Below are 500 nucleotides of genomic sequence, written 5' to 3' on the forward strand. Positions count from 1 at the left end.
AAAAGCCCGCACACCCCTCGGGAGCAGCCCATGGAGAGTGCGGGCATTCCCGACTTAGCCGTGGCTCACAATCCCGACCAGGGTCGCGCTGTTGATCTGATTACCGATCGCGTTGACAGCGGTGGCGGGCGAGTTTTTGCCGCTGGAGGTAGCAGTGGCGCTCTGGTCGGCATAGTTATACTGAACGTTGGTCAGGTACTGGTCCACATCAAAGCCGCCAGCAACCGCCTCGAGGTCCGTATCGATGAGTTCACGAATCATGATTTGCTCCAAAGAGTTTGTGTTTGGTCTGTATTTGTGAACAACACTGGCTCGAAGCGAACCAGTGCCTCACTGCCCGTGTAGATGCCTGAAGACGGATTTTTTATCTGTGAGAAACATCACGTCCCGCGAGAAGCCTGCCCGTGCGTTTCTTTGAGCCGGACCGCCTTTGTGCCGGGCGGGCGATTGAAAGCCGCCTAAGCCTCTCCTGAATGGAGTGTGCTCAGACGCGCTGCGAC

The 500-nt window shown here is 57.0% G+C and carries 1 protein-coding gene; it reads right to left on the bottom strand.

What is annotated here, in order from left to right; all coding sequences use genetic code 11:
• Positions 1 to 54: 54 nt before the first annotated feature.
• Complete coding sequence (locus SO140_RS46525) at positions 55 to 261, bottom strand: hypothetical protein (RefSeq protein WP_458151737.1); 207 nt, start codon at positions 259 to 261, stop codon at positions 55 to 57.
• Between the last annotated feature and the right edge of the window lie 239 nt (positions 262 to 500).

This window comes from Bradyrhizobium sp. UFLA05-108 (assembly GCF_059803455.1).